At 60.0% G+C, this 22,857-nt stretch carries 22 protein-coding genes; 8 read left to right on the top strand and 14 right to left on the bottom strand.

The genetic code is table 11. The features are described from left to right. Window positions 1–210: 210 nt before the first annotated feature. The 9 genes from msrQ to mrcB all read right to left on the bottom strand — a co-directional run bounded on the left by msrQ (window position 211) and on the right by mrcB (window position 10,030). The gene (msrQ, locus tag V3W39_RS24810) at window positions 211–831 is read right to left on the bottom strand and encodes a protein-methionine-sulfoxide reductase heme-binding subunit MsrQ (RefSeq protein WP_330213506.1); all 621 of its coding nucleotides are present in this window, start codon (window positions 829–831) and stop codon (window positions 211–213) included. Continuing rightward, a complete protein-coding gene (msrP, locus tag V3W39_RS24805; RefSeq protein WP_330213505.1) occupies window positions 831–1,844 on the bottom strand; it encodes a protein-methionine-sulfoxide reductase catalytic subunit MsrP in 1,014 nt (337 codons plus the stop codon). The genes msrQ and msrP overlap by 1 nt, the downstream gene beginning before the upstream one ends. A gap of 64 nt (window positions 1,845–1,908) precedes the next feature. Next, the gene (gene pssA / locus V3W39_RS24800; RefSeq protein WP_177042258.1) at window positions 1,909–2,766 is read right to left on the bottom strand and encodes a CDP-diacylglycerol--serine O-phosphatidyltransferase; all 858 of its coding nucleotides are present in this window, start codon (window positions 2,764–2,766) and stop codon (window positions 1,909–1,911) included. A gap of 144 nt (window positions 2,767–2,910) precedes the next feature. Next, the gene (ilvC, locus tag V3W39_RS24795; protein ID WP_003212125.1) at window positions 2,911–3,927 is read right to left on the bottom strand and encodes a ketol-acid reductoisomerase; all 1,017 of its coding nucleotides are present in this window, start codon (window positions 3,925–3,927) and stop codon (window positions 2,911–2,913) included. A 50-nt stretch (window positions 3,928–3,977) separates the two neighbouring features. After that, complete coding sequence (gene ilvN, locus V3W39_RS24790) at window positions 3,978–4,469, bottom strand: acetolactate synthase small subunit (protein WP_003176102.1); 492 nt, start codon at window positions 4,467–4,469, stop codon at window positions 3,978–3,980. Further along, window positions 4,470–6,194, bottom strand: a complete 1,725-nt coding sequence (locus tag V3W39_RS24785; RefSeq protein ID WP_010174427.1) for an acetolactate synthase 3 large subunit — start codon at window positions 6,192–6,194, stop codon at window positions 4,470–4,472. A 431-nt stretch (window positions 6,195–6,625) separates the two neighbouring features. Next, complete coding sequence (locus V3W39_RS24780) at window positions 6,626–6,955, bottom strand: YqcC family protein (protein WP_003212129.1); 330 nt, start codon at window positions 6,953–6,955, stop codon at window positions 6,626–6,628. Next, on the bottom strand, window positions 6,955–7,689 hold the full coding sequence (locus V3W39_RS24775) for a tetratricopeptide repeat protein (RefSeq protein ID WP_330213504.1): 735 nt from the start codon (window positions 7,687–7,689) through the stop codon (window positions 6,955–6,957). The genes V3W39_RS24780 and V3W39_RS24775 overlap by 1 nt, the downstream gene beginning before the upstream one ends. Before the next feature lie 16 nt (window positions 7,690–7,705). Continuing rightward, window positions 7,706–10,030 (bottom strand): penicillin-binding protein 1B, encoded by a 2,325-nt coding sequence (gene mrcB, locus V3W39_RS24770; protein WP_177042254.1) that lies wholly within the window; start codon window positions 10,028–10,030, stop codon window positions 7,706–7,708. 118 nt (window positions 10,031–10,148) lie between these two features. Between mrcB and V3W39_RS24765 the strand changes: the two genes are divergently transcribed. The 3 genes from V3W39_RS24765 (at window position 10,149) to V3W39_RS24755 (ending at window position 12,617) form a co-directional block, all read left to right on the top strand. Further along, window positions 10,149–11,705: a bifunctional aminoglycoside phosphotransferase/ATP-binding protein gene (locus V3W39_RS24765; protein ID WP_330213503.1), complete on the top strand. Its 1,557-nt coding sequence runs from the start codon at window positions 10,149–10,151 to the stop codon at window positions 11,703–11,705. A gap of 94 nt (window positions 11,706–11,799) precedes the next feature. Beyond that, window positions 11,800–12,144: a pentapeptide repeat-containing protein gene (locus V3W39_RS24760; RefSeq protein WP_088423518.1), complete on the top strand. Its 345-nt coding sequence runs from the start codon at window positions 11,800–11,802 to the stop codon at window positions 12,142–12,144. A gap of 200 nt (window positions 12,145–12,344) precedes the next feature. Next, on the top strand, window positions 12,345–12,617 hold the full coding sequence (locus tag V3W39_RS24755; protein ID WP_010174414.1) for a TfoX/Sxy family protein: 273 nt from the start codon (window positions 12,345–12,347) through the stop codon (window positions 12,615–12,617). Between the two features lie 249 nt (window positions 12,618–12,866). Here the strand turns inward: V3W39_RS24755 and V3W39_RS24750 are convergent, their stop codons facing one another. The 3 genes from V3W39_RS24750 to V3W39_RS24740 are packed head-to-tail and all read right to left on the bottom strand — an operon-like array spanning window position 12,867 to window position 15,546. Next, the gene (locus tag V3W39_RS24750; RefSeq protein WP_330213502.1) at window positions 12,867–13,634 is read right to left on the bottom strand and encodes a heme ABC transporter ATP-binding protein; all 768 of its coding nucleotides are present in this window, start codon (window positions 13,632–13,634) and stop codon (window positions 12,867–12,869) included. Beyond that, entirely contained in the window at window positions 13,634–14,617 is a 984-nt protein-coding gene (locus V3W39_RS24745) for a FecCD family ABC transporter permease (RefSeq protein WP_177089531.1), read from the bottom strand. The genes V3W39_RS24750 and V3W39_RS24745 overlap by 1 nt, the downstream gene beginning before the upstream one ends. Before the next feature lie 50 nt (window positions 14,618–14,667). Further along, window positions 14,668–15,546 (bottom strand): heme/hemin ABC transporter substrate-binding protein, encoded by an 879-nt coding sequence (locus tag V3W39_RS24740; protein WP_177042247.1) that lies wholly within the window; start codon window positions 15,544–15,546, stop codon window positions 14,668–14,670. A gap of 206 nt (window positions 15,547–15,752) precedes the next feature. Here V3W39_RS24740 and V3W39_RS24735 point away from each other — a divergent pair, with 206 nt between their 5' ends. Further along, window positions 15,753–16,070, top strand: a complete 318-nt coding sequence (locus V3W39_RS24735; RefSeq protein WP_177120111.1) for a Rieske (2Fe-2S) protein — start codon at window positions 15,753–15,755, stop codon at window positions 16,068–16,070. Here the strand turns inward: V3W39_RS24735 and sfsA are convergent. Continuing rightward, window positions 16,067–16,780 (bottom strand): DNA/RNA nuclease SfsA, encoded by a 714-nt coding sequence (sfsA, locus tag V3W39_RS24730; RefSeq protein WP_330213501.1) that lies wholly within the window; start codon window positions 16,778–16,780, stop codon window positions 16,067–16,069. The genes V3W39_RS24735 and sfsA overlap by 4 nt on opposite strands. After that, window positions 16,780–17,952, bottom strand: coding sequence for a pyridoxal phosphate-dependent aminotransferase (locus V3W39_RS24725; RefSeq protein ID WP_330213500.1), 1,173 nt, complete (start codon window positions 17,950–17,952; stop codon window positions 16,780–16,782). The genes sfsA and V3W39_RS24725 overlap by 1 nt, the downstream gene beginning before the upstream one ends. A gap of 321 nt (window positions 17,953–18,273) precedes the next feature. Between V3W39_RS24725 and dksA the strand changes: the two genes are divergently transcribed. The 4 genes from dksA to V3W39_RS24705 all read left to right on the top strand — a co-directional run bounded on the left by dksA (window position 18,274) and on the right by V3W39_RS24705 (window position 22,857). Next, window positions 18,274–18,708 carry an RNA polymerase-binding protein DksA gene (gene dksA / locus V3W39_RS24720; protein WP_003212154.1) on the top strand — a complete coding sequence of 145 codons (435 nt, stop codon included), beginning with the start codon at window positions 18,274–18,276 and terminating at the stop codon, window positions 18,706–18,708. A gap of 84 nt (window positions 18,709–18,792) precedes the next feature. Next, window positions 18,793–19,680 (top strand): tRNA glutamyl-Q(34) synthetase GluQRS, encoded by an 888-nt coding sequence (gene gluQRS / locus V3W39_RS24715; protein WP_330213499.1) that lies wholly within the window; start codon window positions 18,793–18,795, stop codon window positions 19,678–19,680. A gap of 62 nt (window positions 19,681–19,742) precedes the next feature. Then, window positions 19,743–19,919, top strand: coding sequence for a hypothetical protein (locus V3W39_RS24710; protein ID WP_003176118.1), 177 nt, complete (start codon window positions 19,743–19,745; stop codon window positions 19,917–19,919). Further along, window positions 19,903–22,857 carry a sensor histidine kinase gene (locus V3W39_RS24705; protein ID WP_023659379.1) on the top strand — a complete coding sequence of 985 codons (2,955 nt, stop codon included), beginning with the start codon at window positions 19,903–19,905 and terminating at the stop codon, window positions 22,855–22,857. The genes V3W39_RS24710 and V3W39_RS24705 overlap by 17 nt, the downstream gene beginning before the upstream one ends.

The raw sequence follows: 22,857 nt of genomic DNA, 5'->3' as shown, positions 1-22,857 counted from the left end.
TACCTCTTTTTCTCCGCTTTCGACCGAGAAGATCGAATCGTTAACAGGGCCAAACAACACGACCTTATCAACTCCTTCTGGGCTTCGATGATCTGAAGCGAGCCGCTGTCGAAACCTGCATAACTCTTTGTTTACCAAGGAGTTTTCCGTTTCGACTGCGCCGGAAGTGGGGCGAATTATAGACTTCCAGAATCTGCCGTCAAGGGTTAATTACGCTTTTGTTGCAGAAGGTGGTTTTTTAGCAATAAGGCGGGGAATCCGGCGCATTACAGGCGGCACCCGCAGGATCAAAAGCAGCGCCCCTATAGATGCATAGATAGCCCACTCCTTTAAATCCGCCCGTACGATCCACAACATATGCAGCAAACCAAGCCCGAGAATCACGTAAACCAAACGATGCAGCTTCTTCCAGCGAGCACCAAGGCGACGCTGACTGTAGCGGTTGGAAGTGACTGCCAGCACCAACAGAGAAAGGAACCCCAGGGTACCGACGATAATGTAGGGACGCTTGCGCAGCTCAACACCCAACTGCGACCAATCAAGCCCCAGGATAAAGACGCAATAAGCCACAAGATGCAAAACAACATACGCAAAGCACCACAACCCCAACTGCCGTCGCACGGCGATCCACCCCGCCCAACCGCTGAGTTTCTGCAGCGGGGCCATTGCCAAGGTGATCAACAACAGAATCAAGGTGCCAAGCCCGAGCCGGTCCATCAGCACTTTGCCTGGGTCAGGCCCCAGCACAAAGCTCCAAGCCTCGTACAACCAGAACAGCGGCCACACTGCCGCTGCTATAAAGACGCCGACGCGCCAGATCGGGTAGCGCATCAATAGTTCTTCCGCAGGTCGAGGCCCGCATAAAGAGAGGCGACCTCATCCGAGTAGCCGTTGAACATTTGCGTCTCGCGCACATTAGGACTGAACAGCCCACTTGGCAGGCGCCGCTCCCGCGCCTGGGTCCAGCGCGGATGGTCGACGGTAGGGTTCACGTTCGCATAAAACCCATACTCACTCGCGGCGATGCTTTGCCACGTTGTTTTCGGCTGCTCGCTGACCAGACTGATGCGCACGATCGACTTGACGCTCTTGAACCCATACTTCCATGGCACCACCAACCGCAACGGCGCGCCATTCTGGTTCGGCAGTTCCCGGCCGTACATGCCCACTGCCAGGATCGCCAGTGGATTCATCGCCTCATCCAGTCGCAGCCCTTCTACATAAGGCCAGTCAATCAAGGCGAAGCTGGACCGCTGGCCCGGCATGCTCTTGGGATCCTGCAGGGTCTCAAAACGGATGTACTTGGCGTTTGAGGTCGGCTCGACGTGCTTGAGCAATTCCGAAATAGGGAAACCCATCCATGGAATGACCATCGACCACGCCTCTACACAGCGCAGACGATAGATCCGCTCTTCCAACTGATACGGCTTCATGAAGTCTTCAAGCGCATAACGCCCGGGCTTGGCGACCTCACCGTCAATCACCACACTCCACGGTTCAGTCTTCAGAGACCCGGCATTAGCCGCCGGGTCGCCCTTGTCCGTGCCAAATTCATAGAAGTTGTTGTAGTGGGTTGCGTCCTTGAACGGAGTGATCGCCTCATCCTTGACGGTTACCGCCTGCCATTTTGTACCCGGCAGTTTTTCGGCAAACCATCCGGGCGCCTTGCCCGGCTCGACATCGGCATAACGCGCAGCATCATCCGCACTGGCCCAACGCGGCAGGCTGCTGGCAGCTATGCCGGCAAGCGCACCACCGAGCAAGCTGCGGCGAGAGAAATAGAGGGATTCGGGCGTGACGTCCGATTCTTGGCAATCAGACGCTTTGGGGATCTTGATTAACATGGCAACTCCGCAGCTTTTGGAGAACAGATGCACCAATAGACTGCGGAGTATGGGGGAAATTACATTAAGGCAACGTTTTGCGCTGACGAAGATGCAGCAGGTACTGCACCGGGCCGGACGCGGCATACACAAGGAACGCCAACAGCAGGATTCTCGGTGGATCACTGAAGACCACGGCAAACACCAGCACTACCGCCAGGATAGCCACAAACGGCACACGCCCCTTGAGGTCCAGCTCCTTGAAGCTGTTGTACTTGATGTTGCTGACCATCAGCATGCCGGCCGCCGCGACCATCAAGGCCACCAGGAACGACATCTTGGAGCCCTGGATACCGTAGTCACTGAACGCCCAGACAATACCGGCCACCACGCCCGCGGCTGCCGGGCTGGCCAGTCCGATGAAGTAGCGCTTGTCAGCAGTCCCCACCTGGGTATTGAAGCGCGCCAGGCGCAGTGCTGCGCCAGCCACATAGATGAAGGCAACCATCCAACCCACCTTGCCCATGTCTCCCAGCGCCCAGGCAAATGCCAACAGCGCCGGCGCCACACCAAAGGCAACCATGTCCGACAGCGAGTCGTACTCGGCACCGAACGCACTCTGGGTGTTGGTCATGCGCGCCACACGCCCGTCCAGGCCATCAAGGACCATCGCGACAAAAATCGCGATCGCGGCAAAACCAAAGTACTTGCTGGCACTGGCAGCATCGCCGGCCGCCAGAGCGCTCTGGGCACTCATGGAATTGATGATGGAATAGAACCCCGCGAACAGGTTCGCAGTGGTGAACAGATTGGGCAGAAGATAGATGCCACGATGCCGGACTTTACGGCCTTCAGCATCATGCCCTTCTTCGACATGTTCATCGATCGGTAGCAGGCTTTCGGCGTCAGAGGCCTGGTTTGGCTCTTCGGGACGTTCGCTCATGGACTTTACCTTGCAACGGTGTGAAAAATTTCGACAGAAACTTGCGGCGAGTGTTCGCCCGCAAACGATGCAGCTTTATACCAGAACCTGCCCCGCAAACGAAAAAACGCGGCCTAGGCCGCGTTTTCCCTTGATACGTACGACTTAGTTTTTGGCTTTGTCGACGATCTTGTTGGCACCGATCCACGGCATCATGGAGCGCAGTTGCTCGCCGATGATCTCGATACCGTGAGCGGCGTTGTTACGACGCTTGGCGGTCATCGAAGGGTAGCCGGTTGCGCCTTCGCTGATGAACATTTTGGCGTACTCGCCGTCCTGAATACGTTTCAGGGCGTTGCGCATGGCCTGACGGGACTCGGCGTTGATCACTTCCGGGCCAGTCACGTACTCGCCGTATTCGGCGTTGTTGGAGATCGAGTAGTTCATGTTGGCGATCCCGCCTTCGTACATGAGGTCAACGATCAGCTTCAGTTCGTGCAAGCATTCGAAGTAGGCCATTTCTGGCGCGTAGCCAGCTTCAACCAGGGTTTCGAAACCGGCTTTAACCAGTTCAACGGTACCGCCGCACAGTACGGCTTGCTCGCCGAACAGGTCGGTTTCAGTCTCGTCCTTGAAGGTGGTTTCGATGATGCCGGTACGACCGCCACCAACGCCGGCAGCGTAGGACAGTGCAACGTTTTTGGCGTTGCCCGAAGCATCCTGGTAGATCGCGATCAGGTCAGGGATACCGCCGCCTTTGACGAACTCGGAACGCACGGTGTGGCCCGGTGCTTTCGGCGCGATCATGATCACGTCGAGGTCAGCGCGCGGCACAACCTGGTTGTAGTGGATCGCGAAGCCGTGGGAGAAGGCCAGGGTGGCGCCCTTCTTGATGTTCGGCTCGATTTCATTTTTGTACAGCGCGGACTGGAACTCGTCCGGGGTCAGGATCATGACCAGGTCGGCAGCAGCAACAGCGGAAGCAACGTCAGTCACTTTCAGGCCGTGAGCTTCAGCCTTGGCAACAGTGGCCGAGCCTTTGCGCAGGCCAACAGTCACGTCAACGCCGGAATCTTTCAGGTTGCACGCTTGAGCGTGGCCCTGGGAACCGTAGCCGATGATGGCGACTTTTTTGCCCTGGATGATCGACAGGTCACAATCTTTATCGTAATAAACTTTCATGAGGTTCCTCTATATATCCAGGCCGTTTAAGGCCATTCGCTAAATTTGAGTTAGATGCTGAGTACTTTGTCGCCACGAGCGATCCCGGTGACGCCACTGCGTACAGTTTCCAGAATCGAGGCCGTCCCGATCGACTGGATGAAGCTGTCCAGCTTGTCGCTTGTACCGGTCAGTTGAACGGTATAAACGCTGGCGCTCACATCGACGATCTGCCCGCGATAAATATCGGTAGTGCGCTTGATCTCGGCCCGTTGTGCACCCGTAGCCTTGACTTTTACCAGCATCAGCTCGCGCTCGATGTGGGCACTTTCCGACAAGTCGACCAGCTTGACCACTTCGATCAGCTTGTTGAGGTTTTTGGTGATCTGCTCGATCACCTCATCATGGCCAACGGTGGTCAACGTCAGGCGCGACAGGGTCGGGTCTTCAGTTGGCGCCACGGTCAGGCTTTCGATGTTGTAGTTGCGTTGCGAAAACAGGCCGACCACACGTGACAGAGCGCCCGGTTCGTTCTCCAGAAGCAGGGAGATAATGTGCCGCATTTAGGTACGCTCCGTCTTGTTCAGCCACATATCGCGCATGGAGCCGTCTTTGATCTGCATCGGGTAGACGTGCTCGCTGGTGTCGACCTGAATATCGAGGAACACCAGGCGATCCTTCATGGCGAACGCTTCTTCCATCATCGGCTTCAAATCCTTCAGATCGGTGATGCGCATGCCGACATGGCCATAGGCTTCAACCAACTTGACGAAATCGGGCAGAGATTCCATGTAGGAGTGGGAGTGACGGCTGCCGTAGCTCATGTCCTGCCACTGACGAACCATGCCCAGTACACCGTTGTTCAGGCAGACGATCTTCACCGGCAAGCCATATTGCAGGCACGTCGACAGTTCCTGGATGTTCATCTGGATGCTGCCTTCGCCGGTGACGCACGCAACGTCGGTATCCGGGAAGCTCAGCTTCACACCCATGGCCGCAGGGAAACCAAAGCCCATCGTGCCCAGGCCACCGGAGTTGATCCAGCGGTTAGGCTTGTCGAACTTGTAGTACTGCGCCGCGAACATCTGGTGCTGGCCTACGTCGGAGGTCACAAAGGCGTCGCCCTTGGTCACTTCGCACAGGGTTTCGATCACGGTTTGCGGCTTGATGACGCTGCCGTCGCCCTTGTCGTAAGGGAACAGGCCGCGGTCACCGCGCCACTCGTCGATCTGCTTCCACCAGCTGGCAACGGAGTCCTTGTTCGGGGCTTCGCCGATTTCCTTCAACGCTGCGACCATTTCGGTCAGTACGCTTTCCACCGGACCTACGATAGGCACGTCGGCCTTGATGGTCTTGGAGATGGACGCCGGGTCGATATCGATGTGGATGATCTTGGCATTCGGGCAGAACTTGCTCGCGCCGTTGATCACCCGGTCATCGAACCGCGCACCGACGGCGAGGATCACGTCAGCGTGGTGCATGGCCAGGTTGGCGGTGTAGCTGCCGTGCATGCCGAGCATGCCGACGAACTGACGATCCGAACCCGGGAACGCACCGAGGCCCATCAAGGTATTGGTTACCGGCAGGTTAAGCATCTTGGCCAGTTCGGTCAGCGGTGCGGAACCGCCGCCCAGAATCACGCCGCCGCCCGAGTAAAGCACCGGACGCTTGGCCGCCAACAGCATTTCTGCCGCCTTGCGGATTTGCCCCGAGTGCCCGCGAACGGCCGGGCTGTAGGAGCGCAGCTTGGCTTTCTTCGGGAAGACGTATTCGAATTTCTCAGCCGGGTTGGTCATGTCTTTCGGAATATCGACCACAACAGGGCCCGGGCGACCGGACTGTGCGAGGTAGAACGCCTTCTTCATGACTTCCGGGATTTCCGAGGCATGCTTGATCATGAAGCTGTGTTTCACGATCGGCCGGGAGATACCGATCATGTCGGTTTCCTGGAATGCATCGGTACCGACCATGGTGCTCGCCACCTGGCCGGAAATGATCACCATCGGGATGGAGTCCATATACGCCGTCGCGATGCCAGTGATGGCATTGGTCGCGCCAGGGCCGGAAGTCACCAGTACCACACCGGCTTTACCGGTGGCACGGGCGTAACCGTCAGCCATATGGGTAGCAGCTTGTTCGTGGCGAACCAGGATGTGGGTAACAGCCGGTTCCTTGAACAGTGCGTCGTAGACATGCAGCAGAGCACCACCTGGGTACCCGTAGATATAGTCGACGCCTTCGTCACGCAAAAAGCGGACGAGCATCTCACCGCCAGATAAAAGCTCCACGTTGTTCACCTCTAAAACGCCAGAATACCGTCCGTTGAAAACCGACGGGTCTTAATAGGTTTACTTCTCAGCAGAGCATGAGCGACGGTGGTCGCCGACTACGTCAGCACTGACTGAGCAAGTATTGGGAGCGTCCCAAGTGTTGCGGGATTTTCCCACCCAGCGCGAGGTAACGCGTTGCGGGTGTAACAGGTCGGCGCGGGTGTGCGCCTCATGATCTGCTGAGTGGGTCTGCTTCTGGCAGTCCCTCTACAGCGGACTTTGGATTCTTCTGTTTCAGCTCCTCCAAGTCAAGCAATAATTGCGCTTTTTTCCAACTAAGCGCATGAGAACGCAGAAGAAAGGGGCTTGAGGAGGGATAAAACTCGCCTGAATGGCGCAAAGCGGTAGAAATATGCGCAAGACTGCCGGAAAAACCGGCAGCCAGGCAATTAACGAGCGTCGACGATCAGTTGGTCGAACTTTTTCAGCGCAGTCCGCAAGCCAAGGCTCTCAAGGGGCCGATCGGCGTAAACCATCTCGGCCATCTCCAGAATCCCCGATGCATTGGGCAATGGCAGGTCCTGCTCGAGGATCTGCTTCATCCTTGTCAGAAAGATCCATTGCAGCCACTGGTGAAAGTCCAGGGTATCGACGGAAAAGGGTTCAACACTGCTCAAGGCTTCGGCGCTGGGGGACACTTCGTCCCACCAGCCCTGCAAGCGCAGTTCGCGCTCAATCAACAACAACTGTTCGGCAATCGCCGGAAAGCGTGCATCCATCAGAGGCTTACCTTGGCTTTTTGCCGAGCTTGCGCAGCACCGGCGGCATCGCCCTGCTTCTCACGGGCGTCGCCGATCAAGCTCCACAGGCTGGCCTGCAGATCAGGCCGGCCATTGGCCAGGGTCAGGCCGCGACGGGCAAATTGTTCAGCTTGCGGCGCATCGCCCTGGGCCATGCGAACCTGGGCCAGGCGGTAGAGCACTTGCGGCTCGCGAGGTGCCACACGCTGGGCGCGCTCGAGGCTGGACGATGCGCCGTTCAAGTCGCCGCCCGACTGCTGCTGTTGGGCGGTGGTGAGCAACGCCAGCACCGGGCCATCCAACTGTTCATCGGCGGACAAGCCACCGCCGCTGCTGGCAGAAGGAATCCCGCTTGGCGTCGAAGGCATGTTGTAGGTGCCCTGGCTGATCGGTGCCGATTGAATCGGCGTGGAGTCGATCGGACCCGAGGTGCTCGGGCCTGGGGTCCACGGCTGAGTGCTGATCGGTGCCGAGGTAGCCGCACCACCGCCCGGGATCATCACCACTACACCCGAATCCTGAGGCACAGCTTGCGCCTGAGCCTGGGCTGGACGCTTGGTGACGGTTTGACGGAAGCCGCCATTGGCCGAGATCCGGTCGTTGTTGGACACCGTTGTGCTGGAGTCCACCACCGGGATAGAACCCCGCTCAACACTGGCGCAACCACCGAGCAATGCCAAAACTGTAATAGCTGGAATCAACAACTTGTTCACGTGAAACCCTCTTTGCTTAATTCATCCAGCCCTTGACCCAATCCATCACCGATTCAGCGCTGGCGGGCGCACTGGCGCCGCACGCTGCACCGGGAGGCGGTTCGCTGCCGCGAATATACGGCATCTGCACCGCGCCCGGACAGTTGGCATCGGAACCCTGGCCGGTATGCGGGTCGATCCAGGCCTGGACGATATTGTCTGGCTGCGGCATGTTCAGCGGCAGTGGATCGGCCTTCTTCATGAAACTGGTCCACACCTGCAACGCGCCGGTGGCACCGGTGAATGGTGTCTTGCCGTTGTCATCGCGCCCCAGCCAGACCACCGCCAGCAGGTCCTGACTGAAACCGGCGAACCAGCTGTCCCGGGAATCGTTACTGGTGCCGCTCTTGCCCGCCAGCGTCAGGTTGGCCGGCAGCACGTTATAGGCCGAGCGCCCGGTACCTTCACGCATCACGCGCTGCATGGCGTTCTGGATCAGGTAGATCGAGGCCGGGTCAAAGCGCTGCTGGATCTGGAACGGATAACGCTTGAGCGGTTCGCCCTCTGCCGTCAACACGCTGCGGATCCCGCGCATCGGCGTATTGAAACCACCGTTGGCCAGGGTCTGGTACATGGTCGCCACTTCCATCGGGCTCATCGCGCCAGCACCCAACAGCATCGAAGGGAACGCCGGGAACTCGCGAGTGATGCCCAAGCGCGCGAGCGTCTTGAGGACATTCGGCACACCCAGCTCAAGGCCGAGACGGGAAGTCGAGATGTTGTAGGAATGCGCCAACCCCTGGTACAGGAAAATCGTACCGTGAGAGCGACGATCAAAGTTATGCGGCGTCCACATCTGGCCATCGGCACCTTTGACCGACAACGGGTCATCGGACAGCCAACTGGTCAGCGTGTACTTGCTCGGTTTTTCCAGCGCGGTCAGGTATACCGCCGGCTTGACCAGCGAGCCGATCGGTCGCACCGCGTCCAGCGCCCGGTTGAACCCGGCAAAGCTGGCCTGGCGACTGCCGATCATAGCCTGGACTTCACCGGTTTCCGGATTGGTCACTACCATGGCGGCCTCGACATCGTCGGAGCCTTTACGGCCCGCCAGGCGCTTGAAGGTGTCATTGACCGAGGCTTCGGCCTTCATCTGCAGGATAGGATCGAAACTGGTGAAGATCCGCAGGCCTTCTTCGGTCAAGTCTTCGTCGCGATAGTCGTCACGCAACTGACGCTTGACCAGGTCGATGAAGCCCGGGAACGAGCTGTCGGCAAGCTTGCCGCGGGTGGTCACACCCAGTGGCATTTTTTTCGCGGCAGCGACTTGTTCCGGGGTGGCGACACCTTGCTGCTCAAGTACATCGAGCACCAGGTTGCGCCGCTCCAGCGCGCGCTCCGGGTTGCGGCGCGGATTGTAGTAGGAAGGCCCCTTGACCATGCCCACCAGCAACGCCACTTGATGCAACTTCAGCTCCGACAACGGCTGGCCGAAGAAGAACTGGCTGGCCAGACCGAAACCGTGCACCGCACGCTGACCGTCCTGGCCGACGAACACTTCGTTGAGGTACGCCTCAAGAATTTCCTGCTTGCTGTAATGCAACTCCAGCAGCATTGCCATCATGGCTTCGGTGAGTTTACGGGTCAGGCTGCGTTCGTTGGTGAGGTAGAAGTTCTTGACCAATTGTTGCGTCAGCGTACTGCCGCCCTGGGTCATCTTGCCGCCAGAGGTGTTGACCCAAATGGCACGCGCGATGGATTTGGGCGATACACCCCAGTGGCTGTAGTAATCCCGGTCTTCCACGGCTATCAGGGTATCCAGCAGGTAAGGCGGCACCTGATCGATCTTGATCAGAATACGGTCTTCCAGGTTTTTAGGATAAATCCCACCGATCAATAAGGGTTCCAGACGCACCACCGGCAGTTTCGAGCCGTTGAGCGAGGACAGTTCGGCCACATAGTCGCCAGAGAAACGCACGCGTACCGGCTGGGGTTTTTCCAGGCCTTCATAGAACTGGAAGCCGCGGGTGTTCAAGTCGACGGTGTTGCCGCTGACGGCTGCGGCACCGGGGCCATTGCTCACGGCCTCGCGGCGATAACCCAGGGCATCGAGTTCGGTGAGGAAGTCATCCTTGCTCAGCTTCTGGCCGGTGAACAGTTCCAGCGGGCGCGCGTACACCTTGGCCGGAATGGTCCAGCGCTTGCCAGAGAACTTCTCCTGGACCACGGCATCGAGGTAGACCGCGAAGCCGGCGATCACTACGAGCCCTACCAGGCTGAGCTTAAGCGCCCAGCCCAGCCACGGACGCAGGCCACGGGAAGGAGGTTTTTTACGGGAACGGGGAGATCGGGTACGAGTCATGGCGGCGGATTATACGCACTTTATTGATGACCAACATGAGCCGGACAGCGGTTTGCACGACCGCCTGTAGGAGCCATAATGCCCGCCATGAATTTTCCCAGACTCTGAAGGATCGCCCGTGAGCCAGTCCCTGATTGCAGCCCTACAAAACCCGGCCCTGTTTTCCCATCCTGTGGATAAGTTCCAAGTCATCGAGACCCATATTTCCTGGGTCCTGCTCACGGGTGACTACGCCTATAAGATGAAGAAGCCGGTCAATTTCGGCTTCCTCGATTTCACGTCCCTGGAAGCCCGGGGCCACTTTTGCAATGAAGAACTGCGCCTCAACCAGCGTCTGACCGACGATTTGTATCTGGAAGTGTTGCCAATCACCGGCAGTGCCGAAGCACCACAATTGGGCGGTGACGGCCCGGTGCTTGATTACGTGCTGAAAATGCGCCAGTTCCCGCAGAGCCAACTGCTCAGCACCCTGCAAGCCAACGGCGAACTGACCAATTCGCACATCGACGAGATGGCCAGGCAGATTGCGCACTTTCACCTGAACGCCCCGAAAGTACCCGCCAGCCACTCCGCCGGCACCCCGCACGATGTGATGGCGCCGGTGCTCCAGAACTTCGAGCAGATCCGTCCGTTCCTCAGCGACAAGGCCGACCTGGTACAACTCGACGCCCTCCAGGCCTGGGCCGAAAGCAGCTTCGAGCGTCTCAAGCCGCTGTTCGAGCAACGCAAGCTCAATGGTTTCACTCGCGAATGCCACGGTGATATCCACCTCGGCAACGCCACGATGATTGATGGCCATGTGGTGATCTTCGACTGCATCGAGTTCAACGAACCGTTCCGCTTTACCGACGTGTATGCCGACACTGGCTTCCTGGCGATGGACCTTGAAGACCGTGGCCTCAAAAGCCTGGCGCGGCGCTTTATCAGCCAGTACCTGGAGCTGACCGGCGACTATCAAGGCCTGGAGGTGCTGAACTTCTACAAAGCCTATCGCGCCCTGGTACGCGCCAAAGTCGCACTGTTCAGCATGCCTTCCGAGGCAGACGCGGTGCAGCGCGCGACCACCCTGCGTCAATACCGCAACTACGCCAACCTGGCAGAAAGCTACAGCACCATCCCGTCGCGCTTCCTGGCCATCACCCACGGCGTATCGGCCGTGGGCAAAAGCCACGTGTCCATGCGCCTGGTCGAAGCATTGGGGGCGATTCGCCTGCGTTCGGACGTGGAGCGCAAGCGCCTGTTCGGTGAGCAGAAGGTCGAGAACACGCCGCAGGCCGGCATCTACGCCGCAGACGCCAGCGCTGCGACCTACACACGCTTGAACGAGATTGCCGACACCGTGCTGCGCGCCGGTTTCCCGGTAGTCCTGGATGCCACCTTCCTCAAGCGCGAACAACGCGATGCCGCGGCCAAAATCGCCGAGGCCACCGGCGCGCCGTTCCTGATCCTAGACTGCAATGCGCCACAGGCCGTTATCGCCGCTTGGCTGGCACAACGGCAGGCGGACAAAACCGATCCTTCCGACGCCACCCTGGCCGTCATCGAAGAGCAGCAGGCCACCCGGGATCCTCTCAGCGCCGAAGAGCTGCTACTCAGCAAACGCGTGGAGACCAATGAAAGCGGGACCCTGGACGCGTTGGTGGCACATATTCGTCAGCGTCTGCCGGGACTGTAAGAAATATTTCTTGGTCGTGTAGCCTCCCGGGGCTCACGGCCAAGCAATAGTGGCACTATAATGGCGTCATAATTCCAACACGGGAGTCGCCGTTGTGAGCCAGCCGAAGCTACTTGATACCCCGCTTTACGCGCTTCTGCATAAAGATGACATCCGAGGCTTCAACCAGGAGCGCCCGAAAGACGGCGCCATCGATATGCGTGGCGGCGACTTTCGCGGCCTGGACTTGCGCGACCTGAACGCCGAGGGCGTGGATTTCACCGACGCTTACTTCCGCTCCGCCGACTTGCGCGGCCTGGATTTGCGTGGGTGCCCCCTGGAAGGGGCGAGCCTGGCGCACGCCCAGATTTCCGGGACTTACTTCCCGCCTGAGTTGAGCGCCGACGAGATCCTGATGTCCGTCAATTTCGGCACGCGCCTGCGCTACCGCACACGCTGAAGCGCAGAATCGGCACCCGGCTACGCGCAAGGCGTACCGGGCCGCCCTCTCTTTTCCCACGCAAAATTCCCGCCTGCCTTAGAAGCTTTTAGGTCGTTGCCGACCAAAGAACTACGCTTTTCCTACTGAGCGCTACACTCCTTTCAGGCTTGCCTGGTAACGATACCCACCGAACCATTCGGCCGTCGCAAGGAGGCTTGATGAATGATGAGCTGCAACACCTGAAAAACCTTGGCAAGACGTCGGCGCAATGGCTGCATGCGGTGGGCATCCACAGCGCGTCCGACTTACGCCGCCTGGGGGCAGTCGACGCTTACCGTGCCGTACGTACCCGGGGCTTCAGAGCATCCAAAGTACTGCTGTATGCCATTGAAGGCGCGCTGATGGATGTGCACTGGAATGACATTCCCGTTGAGCGCAAGGAAGCATTGAACCGTCAGCTGGACGCTCTTTCGGCACGCCAAAAGAATTGAGACGGCAATTTTCATCAATGTTTCCGGGGACTCCAACCGAATGTTTGAGGAAATCCAACGAGACCTTAAAAACAAATGTTGACTCTCAAATGAGAATCGTTATGATTATCACAACTGGTCGCGAGATCAGCCGATAACTGAAAGACCATTGGTTCGGACTCTCAGATTATCTCCTCATCAGGCTAATCACGGTTATTTGACCCGGCTCTTGCCGGGTCTTTTTTTGCCTATAGAAAACTGCGGCGATTTTCAGCGTGCAATGATCAATGGATGCCCGCGCTCAGGATGCGGCTGCACCAACACATCCAGCCCAAACACTGCCTTGAGCGGCTCGGGGCGCAAGACTTGCGCAGGCGCATCCAGCGCATGTGGCCGTCCATCCTCCAGCAACAGGATGCGATCACAGTAGCGTGCCGCCAGGTTCAGGTCGTGAAGAATCACCAGTACTGCAGCGCCGCGGTCGGCAAAGGTGCGGATTGCCTGCAAGGTGGTGTGCTGGTGCAGTGGATCGAGCATCGATGTTGGCTCATCCAGCAACAGGGTCTGCCCTGCTTCCCCCGGCCACAGCTGCGCCAGCACCCGCGCCAGGTGCACGCGCTGGCGCTCGCCGCCCGACAACGCCAGGTAGCTGCGACCGCTCAAGTGACCAACATCGGCGGCCTGCAGGGCGGCGTCGATGATTGCGTCGTCACGCACACGGCCGGTCTGATGGGGCAAGCGCCCCATGCCGACGACCTCTTCGACACGAAATGCAAAATCCAGAGTCGAGGTCTGTGGCAATACCGCCAGGCGCTGGGCACGTTGCGCGCCGCCCCAGCCCTTCAACTCGCGCTGATCCAGCAACACCCGGCCCTGGTCGGGCTGCAACTCGCCACATAACGCACCGAGCAATGTACTTTTTCCCGCACCGTTGGGACCCAGTACACCGAGCACTTCACCCGGCAGCAGATCCAGGGTGACGTCCGCCAGAACGGTTTTGCGCCCCCGGCGAATCTGCAGGTCTTCTACTCGCAGCATCAGGCGCGCCCTCGCAACAACAGGTAGAGAAAAAACGGCGCACCGATAAACGCGGTAACAATGCCGATCGGCAATTCCGCCGGCGCCAGGGCCAGGCGAGCCACCAGATCGGCAAACAACAGCAAACTCGCCCCCGCCAGCACCGAGGCCGGCAGCAACACCCGATGGTCGGGCCCCGCCAGCAGGCGGACCAGATGCGGCACCACCAGCCCGACAAAGCCGATCATCCCCGCCGCCGCCACGGCCGCGCCCACACCCAGCGCGGTGCAGAACACCAGTTCGCGCTTGAGGCCTTCAACATCAATGCCCAAATGACTGGCTTCCGACTCACCCAGCAGCAGCGCATTCAACGCCTTCGCCCGACGCGGCAGCCACAGCGCTACGCCGGCGCTCACCAGCAGCAGCGGCCATAGCCGCGAATAACTGGCGCCATTCAGGCTGCCCAGGTTCCAGAACGTCAGGGTGCGCAAGGTGGCGTCATCCGCCAGGTAGGTAAACAGGCCCACCGCCGAACTGGCGAGGGCTGTCAGGGCGATACCTGCCAGCAACATGGTCGCGACATTGGTTTGGCCGTTGCGCCGGCCCAGGCGATAGACCAGCGCCGTCACCCCCAAGCCGCCAAGAAAGGCACACAACGACAGCAGGTACGGCCCGAGAGCATCCGGCAGGCCGCCAAAAAATGCGCCGCCGACAATCGCAATCGCCGCGCCCAACGCCGCGCCGCTGGAGACCCCGACCAGGCCGGGGTCGGCCAAGGGGTTGCGAAACAACCCCTGCATGGCAACACCCGAGAGCGCCAACACCCCGCCAACGGCCAGCCCCAACAGCGTGCGTGGCAGGCGAATCTGCCCGAGAATCAGCTCAGCCTGTTCCAGCCCCTGAGCCTCGATCGGCACACCCAGCAAGCGCAAGGCTGCCCGCAGTGTGTCCATCAACGGCAAGCTGACCGGCCCCAGGGCCAGTGACAACCAGATCGCCAACACACACAACAGGCTCAAGCCGATAAACAGGGTTCGCGGTTTAACCAGAGTGGTCATGGGGCGGTTTTAGCCTGGGACGGATAGAACCCGGCAGACAGCTTCACCAGACTTTGCGGCAGGCGCGGGCCCAGCCCGCCCACCAGCAGGGTCGGATCCAGCTCATAGACGCGCCCGTTCTTGGCCGCCGGCGTTGAAGCCAGGATTGGATTCTCCTTGAACAGCGCCGCGCGGGCCGCATCACCCGTCAGGGCACGATCGGCAAACACCAGCACCTCGGGATTGAGCCCCGCCAGGGATTCCACGGAAAACGGTTTGTAACCACTGTGGGTTGCCAGGTTATGGCCGCCGGCCTGTTGCAGCATCCAGTCAGCCGCCGTGTCTTTACCCGCGATCAGCGGTTTGCCACCGGCATGCCCCAGCAGCAGCAACACGCCAGGCGCCTTTTGCGTGGCCTGGGCCTTGGTCACCCAGTTCTTTTGTTGATCAAGTTGTTTCTGGTAATCGCTGAACAGTTCGGCGGCCTTGGCTTCGCTGCCCAGTAACTTGCCCAAATGCTGAAGGTTGCCTTGCAGGGTTGGCAGGTCCGGCTCGGCGGAAAACAGCTCCACTTTCACACCGGCATTGCGGATTTGCGCCAACACCGGCGGCGGTCCCATTTCTTCGGTGCCGACCAGGATTTGCGGACGCAGGCTGAGGATGCCTTCCGCCGACAACTGACGCTGATAACCAATGCTCGGTAACGCCTTGAGGGATTCAGGGTGCTGACTGGTGGTGTCCACGCCCACCAACTTTGACTCACCGCCCAGGGCCGTCACCCATTCCGACAACGCGCCACCGGCGCTGACCCAGCGTTGTGGCAGTTCAGAGGCCTGGGCCCCAGCGTTGACCAGCAGTCCGACAACGAGCGCGATAGCGCTGGCACTCAGGCGCATAAAAGGGTTTCCTTCCAAGGGGTGGGCCCGCTGAAACACTCGCAATGTGACAGATCAACGCTGCCCGACATCGTACAGAGCGCCCAGTCAGCTAGCGGGCGAAGCCGGCATTTGATAATTGTTTGCATTTGCACGTCAAGCACCGGGCTCGCCGGCAAACTCAGGATAGCCTTGCAGCCCGCAAACGGCGGCACTTAAGGACCGATATGAAGTTTCTCTGCGCCTCCAGCGAGCTCGTACCCAACACCAGCCTCGGTTTCGATATCGACGGCCGCAAGCTGTTTGCCGTGCGTCGCGAAGGCGTTGCCTACTTCTATATCAACCGTTGCCCACATCGTGGGGTGCCGCTGGAATGGCAGCCGGGCCAGTTTCTGGACCCCAGCGCCAGCCTGATCCAGTGCGCCACCCATGGCGCGCTGTTTTTGATCGAGAGCGGTGAGTGCGTCGCCGGGCCTTGCGCCGGCCAGAGCCTGACTGCCCTGCCCGGCCGCGAGGACGAACAGGGCCTGTGGGTGCAGATCTAGTCGCCGAGCACCACGTCCAGGCGACGGTCGACACAGATTTCCTCTGACGTCACCCGCACGCCATAGGCCAGCACCTCGACGCCCGCCGCTTTGGCCTCACGCAACGCAGCCGCATAACCGGCATCAATTTCTTCGGCAGGACGCACCGCATCGATCCCCGAGAGGTTGACGCAGTACAACTGAACCGCCCGTACACCCTCACGCGCCAGATGCGCCAGCTCACGCAGATGCTTGGCACCGCGCTGGGTCACGGCATCGGGAAACGCGGCAGTGGAGGTCCCGTCAAACCCGAGGGTGACGCTTTTGACTTCGACATACGCCGCACCCGCCGGGTAATCCAGGCGGAAGTCGATCCGGCTGTTTTCCTGGCCGTAGGCGACTTCGCGCTTCAAGGCGGTAAAGCCATTGAGCTCGGTGATAACTCCCGCGCGCAGCGCTTCTTCCACTAACTGATTGGCCCTAGCCGTGTTCACGCACGCCAGGCGCCCTTGAGGGGTTTCGCTGATTTCCCAGGTGCCGGGCAGCTTGCGCTTGGGGTCATTGGAGCGGCTGAACCAAACCTGGCCACCTTCCACCATGCAGTTGAACATCGAGCCGGTGTTCGGGCAGTGAATGGTCAGCAACTCGCCGGTAACGGTTTCGATATCGGCGAGAAAACGCTTGTAGCGGCGGATCAGCCGGCCTTCTTCGAGGGGAGGATTAAAGCGCATCAGCCTTGCCAACTCCGCAAGCCACGGGCAATCCGTTCGACGGCTTCCTGTAGGCGATCAAGGTTTTGTGTGTAGGCAAAACGCACATGATGACCGGCTTGATAGCGACCGAAATCCAGGCCTGGAGTGAACGCGACGTGCTCGGTTTCGAGGAAGTGTCGGCAGAAGGCAAAGGCATCGCCGCCGAATTTGCTGATATCGGCGTACAAGTAGAACGCACCTTCCGGCTCTACAGCGATGCCGAAGCCGAGCTCCCGCAGGGCTGGCAGCAGGAAGTCGCGGCGCCGACCGAACTCGGCCCGGCGATCCTCAAGAATATTCAACGTTTCCGGGGTAAAGCAGGCCAGGGCCGCATGCTGGGCCATGCTCGGCGCACTGATGTAGAGATTCTGCGCGAGCTTCTCCAATTCACCGACCGCTGCAGGCGGCGCCACCAGCCAGCCCAGGCGCCAGCCGGTCATTCCGAAATACTTCGAAAAACTATTGAGAACGAAGGCTTCATCGTCGACTTCCAGCACGCTGGCGGCATCGGTGCCGTAGGTCAGGCCGTGATAGATCTCATCCACCACCAGGTGCCCGTTGCGCGCCTTGATGGCGCTCGACAGCCCGGCCAACTCATCGCGCGTCAGGATGGTGCCAGTGGGGTTGGCGGGTGAAGCAACCAACGCGCCCACGCTGTCCTGGTCCCAATGGCGCGCCACCAGGTCGGCAGTCAGTTGATAACGCACATCGGGGCCCACCGGGACCAGTTGCGCCGCGCCTTCTACCAATCGCAGGAAGTGACGGTTGCACGGATAGCCAGGGTCTGCCAGCAGCCAGTGCTTGCCGGGATCCACCAGTAGGCTGCTCGCCAGCAACAAGGCACCCGAGCCGCCTGGTGTAATCAGAATTCGCTCAGGGTCGATGCTCAACCCATAACGCTGCTGGTAGAAACCGCTGATGGCTTCGCGCAGCTCCGGCAGCCCGCGGGCCGCGGTGTAGCGAGTCTTGCCATTGGCCAGCGCCGCTTGCCCGGCCTTGATGATGGGCTCGGCGGTGGTGAAGTCCGGCTCGCCGATTTCCAGGTGAATCACGTCGTGACCGGCGGCCTGCAATTCATTGGCCCGCGCCAGCAACGCCATGACATGGAAAGGTTCGATAGCGCGGCTGCGCGCACTGTAGGGCTGAGCCATTAGCCTTCCTTAACTGTGAGGATAAACCCCGATTCTACCCAACCCGCCGCGCAAAACCCGCTCTATTGCCCCAATACCTGTAGCGAGCACGGCGGGCAACTACCTGCAAAACAGCTAAAATCAACATTCGAGACCGTACAAGCCCGCCCTGCTGGGGCCTGCGGCGGTTTGCAAGCCTCAGGAGACGGTGCCTCGACAACCGGGAGTGGCGCACCCCGAATCTATCTGGTAAGTTCGCCCGCTTGCAGCCGCAGGGCCGGCAGGTGTCGGTGATGTTGCAATCCTGCGCAATGGATTAGAAGAGTGAGAGGCGGTCCATTCATGCCCACCCAAGCAAAGCAACAGAGCATCAGCGGCTTCCAACCCTACGTCGAGGCGAAGGGTGAGGAATACATGGGCAAGCCCATGCGCGAACACTTCTCCAAGATCCTGAAGCAGTGGAAACAGGACTTGATGCAAGAGGTTGACCGTACCGTTGACCATATGAAGGACGAAGCGGCCAACTTCCCCGACCCGGCAGACCGTGCCAGCCAGGAAGAAGAGTTCGCCCTTGAACTGCGCGCCCGTGATCGCGAGCGCAAGCTGATCAAGAAAATCGACAAGACCCTGCAGCTCATCGAAGATGAAGAGTATGGCTGGTGCGAGTCCTGCGGCGTCGAGATCGGTATTCGTCGCCTGGAAGCGCGTCCTACCGCCGACTTGTGCGTGGACTGCAAGACCTTGGCCGAAATCAAGGAAAAACAGGTCGGCAAGTAATCATTGCCGGGCTGAACAAATGGGGCGTGCGAACGCCCCATTTTTGTTTCTGGCGTTTGACGGTTTTCCAGTAATATCCGGCCCATGACTGCCTCCTCCTATATCGGGCGTTTCGCCCCCACGCCCAGCGGACACCTGCACTTCGGTTCCCTGGTCGCCGCCCTCGCCTCCTACCTCGACGCCCGCGCCAATCAAGGCCGCTGGCTGATGCGCATGGAAGATCTCGATCCGCCGCGGGAAGAGCCTGGCGCCCAGGCAGCCATCCTCAATGCCCTGGAACGCTACGGCTTCGAATGGGACGGAGAATTGGTCCGACAAAGCGAGCGGCATGATGCCTACGCTGAAGTGCTCAACCGCCTGTTCAATCACGGCCTGGCCTACGCCTGCACCTGTTCGCGCAAGCAACTGGAACCCTACAACGGGATTTATCCGGGGCTGTGCCGCAATGCCGGCCATGACCAGCAAGATGCCGCCATCCGCCTGCGGGTGCCGGAGCTGGAATATCATTTCACCGATCGCGTACAAAGCGAATTCCGACAGCATCTGGGGCGCGACGTAGGCGATTTCATCATCCGCCGCCGGGACGGCCTCTATGCCTACCAACTGGCCGTGGTCCTTGATGACGCCTGGCAAGGCATTACCGACATCGTGCGCGGCGCCGACCTGCTCGACTCCACACCGCGCCAGCTGTACCTGCAGGAACTGCTCGGCCTGCCCCAACCGCGTTACCTGCATGTGCCGCTGATCATCCAGCCGGACGGTAACAAATTGGGCAAATCCTACCGCTCACCGCCGTTGACCACGGACCAAGCGACGCCTTTGCTGTTAAGAGCCCTGCGTGCCCTCGGCCAGCCAGCGGGCGACGAACTGAACCACGCCAGCCCACGGGAACTGCTGGATTGGGGCATTCAACACTGGGATGCCACACAGATCCCGCGCACACTCACGCTGGCCGAAGCGCAATTGCGCTGAAGGCGCTTGCAGCTTGCGAGCCATCCGTTACCATCGCCGCAGTTTTTCAATCAGAGGCCAACATGTACATCTATCGATTGGTCCTGCTGCTGGTCGTCGGGATCTACCTGTTTTCTCCCGCCATCATGGATTGGTGGATCGACGCCACAGGCGCCTGGTACCGGCCCTATCTGCTTTGGCTGATTCTGATCGTCGTGACTTTCATCCTGCAGAGCCAAAAAGATGCCGATGAGCTTTAGCCTGACCGAGATGCTGCTGATCAGCGCCGCCTACCTGGCCGCGTTGTTCGGGGTAGCCTGGATCAGTGAACGTGGAATGATTCCGCGGGCGATCATTCGCCATCCGTTGACCTACACCTTGTCCCTGGGCGTGTACGCCAGCGCCTGGGCGTTTTATGGCACGGTGGGCCTGGCCTATCAGTACGGTTATGGCTTTCTTTCGAGCTACCTCGGGGTGTCCGGGGCGTTCTTGCTGGCGCCGGTGCTGCTGTATCCGATCCTGAAAATCACCCGCACCTACCAGCTGTCGTCCCTGGCCGACCTGTTTGCCTTCCGTTTTCGCAGCACCTGGGCCGGTGCGCTGACCACCATCTTCATGCTGATCGGCGTGCTGCCGCTGCTGGCCTTGCAGATTCAGGCCGTGGCCGATTCCATCAGCATCCTGACCCGCGAGCCGGTACAACACCGCGTTGCATTGAGCTTCTGCGCACTGATCACCCTGTTCACGATTTTCTTTGGCTCACGGCATATCGCTACCCGTGAGAAACACGAAGGCCTGGTGTTCGCCATCGCGTTTGAATCGGTGATCAAGCTGATCGCCATTGGCGGCGTAGGCCTGTATGCGCTGTATGGCGTATTCGACGGCCCGCAACAGCTGGAACTGTGGCTGCTGCAAAACCAGACTGCCCTGGCCGCGCTGCACACACCGTTGCAGGAAGGCCCATGGCGCACGCTGCTGTTGGTGTTTTTCGCCTCGGCCATCGTGATGCCGCACATGTACCACATGACCTTCACCGAGAACCTCAACCCGCGCTCGCTGGTCAGCGCCAGCTGGGGTTTGCCGCTGTTCCTGCTGCTGATGAGCCTGGCGGTGCCGCTGATCCTCTGGGCCGGCCTGAAGCTTGGCGCCACCACTAATCCGGAATACTTCACCCTGGGCGTCGGCATTGCCGCGAACAGCAAGTCTCTGGCGCTGCTGGCGTATGTCGGCGGGTTATCGGCCTCCAGCGGGCTGATCATCGTCAGCACCCTGGCGCTGTCGGGGATGGCGCTCAATCACCTGGTGCTGCCGCTCTACCAACCGCCGGCCGAAGGCAATATCTACCGCTGGCTGAAATGGACCCGCCGGGCCCTGATCGTCGCGATCATCATGGCCGGCTATGGTTTCTACCTGTTACTGGGCGCCGAGCAGGACCTGGCCAACCTGGGCATTGTCGCCTTCGTCGCCACCTTGCAGTTCCTGCCGGGCGTGTTGTCGGTGCTGTACTGGCCGACTGCCAACCGCCGTGGCTTTATCGCCGGGCTGCTGGCCGGGATCCTGGTGTGGACCGTAACCATGCTGTTGCCGCTGGTGGGCAATCTGCAGGGTTTCTACATCCCGTTGCTGAACATGATCTACGTACTCGACGACACCAGCTGGCACATGGCTGCGATTGCCTCGCTGGCTGCAAACGTACTGATGTTCACCCTGATCTCGCTGTTCACCAACGCCAGCCCCGAAGAAACCAGCGCCGCCGAAGCCTGCGCGGTGGATAACGTACGCCGCCCGCAACGCCGTGAACTGCACGCCGCATCACCCCAGGAATTCGCCACGCAACTGGCCAAGCCGCTGGGCGCCAAGGCCGCGCAAAAGGAAGTCGAACAGGCCCTGCGCGATCTTTACCTGCCGTTCGACGAGCGCCGGCCTTACGCCTTGCGCCGCCTGCGTGACCGCATCGAAGCCAACCTTTCCGGCTTGATGGGCCCGAGTGTGTCCCAGGACATGGTCGAGACCTTCCTGCCCTACAAGGCCGGCGGCGAAAACTACGTGACCGAAGACATCCACTTCATCGAAAGCCGGCTGGAGGATTACCACTCGCGCCTCACCGGCCTCGCCGCCGAACTCGACGCCTTGCGCCGCTATCACCGCCAAACGTTGCAGGAGTTGCCGATGGGCGTCTGCTCCCTGGCCAAGGATCAAGAGATCCTGATGTGGAACAAGGCCATGGAAGAGCTCACCGGCATCGCCGCCCAGCGCGTGGTGGGCTCGCGCCTGAACACCATTGGCGACCCGTGGAAAGAATTGCTCCAGGGCTTCATCAACCTGCCCGACGAACACTTGCACAAACAGCACCTGGCGCTGGACGGCCAGACCCGCTGGCTCAACCTGCACAAGGCCGCTATCGACGAGCCATTGGCGCCCGGCAACAGCGGCCTGGTGCTGCTGGTGGAAGACCTGACCGAAACCCAGATGCTCGAAGACAAGCTGGTGCACTCCGAGCGCCTGGCCAGCATCGGACGCCTGGCGGCCGGCGTGGCCCATGAAATCGGCAATCCGATCACCGGTATCGCCTGCCTCGCGCAAAACCTGCGGGAAGAGCGCGAGGAAGACGGCGAAATCATCGAGATCAGCGGGCAGATTCTTGAGCAGACCAAGCGTGTTTCGCGCATCGTGCAGTCGCTGATGAGCTTTGCCCACGCCGGCGCCCATCAGAATCATGACGAGGCCGTGTGCCTGGCCGAAGTGGCTCAGGATGCCATTGGGCTGCTGGCCTTGAACCGGCGCAATTTCGAAGTACAGTTCTTCAACCTGTGCGACCCGGAACACTGGGTCGACGGTGATTCACAACGCCTGGCCCAAGTGCTGATCAACCTGCTGTCCAACGCCCGCGACGCATCGCCGGCCGGCAGCGCAGTACGGGTCAAGAGCGAGGCTTTCGAGCACACGGTCGATTTGATCGTGGAGGACGAAGGCAGCGGCATTCCACAGAACATCATGGATCGATTGTTCGAACCCTTCTTCACCACCAAGGATCCGGGTGAAGGTACCGGTCTGGGCCTTGCACTGGTCTATTCCATCGTTGAAGAGCATTATGGACAAATCACCATCGACAGCCCGGCTGACACCGAAAGCCAACGCGGCACCCGTATTCGGGTGACCTTGCCGCGTCATGTCGAAGCGACGTCCGCTGTGAACTGA

The organism is Pseudomonas sp. Z18(2022), assembly GCF_036346535.1.
GTDB lineage: Bacteria > Pseudomonadota > Gammaproteobacteria > Pseudomonadales > Pseudomonadaceae > Aquipseudomonas > Aquipseudomonas yamanorum_A.
Note: the sequence above shows the minus strand (reverse complement) of the source record. Positions and strands in the feature narration are given on the sequence as shown.